The organism is Streptomyces sp. rh34, from assembly GCF_002551245.1.
Classification (GTDB): Bacteria; Actinomycetota; Actinomycetes; order Streptomycetales; family Streptomycetaceae; genus Streptomyces.
The window spans coordinates 1-1,085 of sequence record NZ_NTGZ01000550.1; the positions used below are offsets into that span (position 1 = coordinate 1).

2 protein-coding genes are annotated in these 1,085 nt (G+C 75.0%); one reads left to right on the forward strand and one right to left on the reverse strand.

From position 1 onward, the window contains the following. Positions 1–176: aldehyde dehydrogenase family protein (locus CR470_RS38120; RefSeq protein ID WP_143664000.1), on the reverse strand; the 176-nt coding region annotated here is incomplete at its 3' end. A 276-nt stretch (positions 177–452) separates the two neighbouring features. Between CR470_RS38120 and CR470_RS38125 the strand changes: the two genes are divergently transcribed. After that, positions 453–953, forward strand: coding sequence for a DinB family protein (locus CR470_RS38125; protein WP_097872313.1), 501 nt, complete (start codon positions 453–455; stop codon positions 951–953). Positions 954–1,085 lie beyond the last annotated feature (132 nt).

The following is a 1,085-nucleotide window of genomic DNA, read 5'->3' on the forward strand; positions in this document are numbered from 1 at the left end:
GCCCAGGCGGGGAAGGCGGCGCGCGCGGCCCGCACCGCCGCGTCGACGTCCTCGGGCGTCCCCGCCGGCACGTGGGCGATGACCTGCTCGTCGGCCGGGTTCACGACCGGGATCGTGTCGTGGCCGGCGGCGGGCCGCCACGCACCGTCGATGTACATCTGGTCATGGGCCTTCATGGCTGTTTCCTCCCGGACGTGCTGTACGGAGCCGTGCTGTGCGGAGCGCCGAAGCCGTGCGGCGCGGGGCAACGCGTCGCACCCACCCAAACTAGCGCCGTTAGTTTTGTGGCGCCAGGGAGCTTCCGGAGACGCCCGTCACGCCCGGCACGCGCGCCCCGGAACGCGCCCCCGCCTCGCGCCCTCTTGCCGGAACGGCATGATCCCTTGCCCTGGCGGCCGGGGACCGGCCGAGACTGGGACGGACACGTGAACCCGGATTCCCAGGAGGCACCCATGACCGCCGCACCCCGCCCCCGACGCCGCCGGGACACCCCGCCGCCCCGGACCGGGGGCAGCGAGGCCGAGGTACTGCGCGGCTTCCTCGACTACCTGCGCGACTCGGTCGCGGCGAAGGTCGAGGGCGCGCCGGAACCGGAGGTCCGCACCGCCGGGGTGCCCTCGGGCACGCATCTGCTGGGCCTGCTCAGCCATCTGACGTCCGTCGAGCGGTCCCTGTTCCTCGGGGAGCGGGTCGCCGACTGGCCGGCGACTTTCCACGCCGCCCCAAAGGACGGCGTGGCCGAGGTCGTCGACCGCTACCGGGAGGCGGTCGCGGAGGCCAACCGCGTACTCGACACGTGCGCCGACCTCGGTGCGCCGGTGCCCCGCCCGCGCCCGGAGGACCCCGCTCCCAGCCTCCGTTGGGCCCTTACGCACATGATCGAGGAGACCGGCCGACACGCCGGTCACGCGGACATCCTCCGTGAGCTGATCGACAGCTCGACGGGGCGCTGAACGGGCGATGCCCTCCGCGCCGGGGGACGCGGTCGGACCCGGACCACTACCCGGACCGCCGTACGGGGGCGGCTGCGGTGTCCCGCGGTGCGGGGGCGGACCCCGTACGGCCGTCGCCGCGCAGGCCGAGTC

Excerpts from the sequence above, each read along its gene's own strand:
- CR470_RS38125 (WP_097872313.1), top strand. The coding sequence starts at position 453 with ATGACCGCCGCACCCCGCCCCCGACGCCGCCGGGACACCCCGCCGCCC.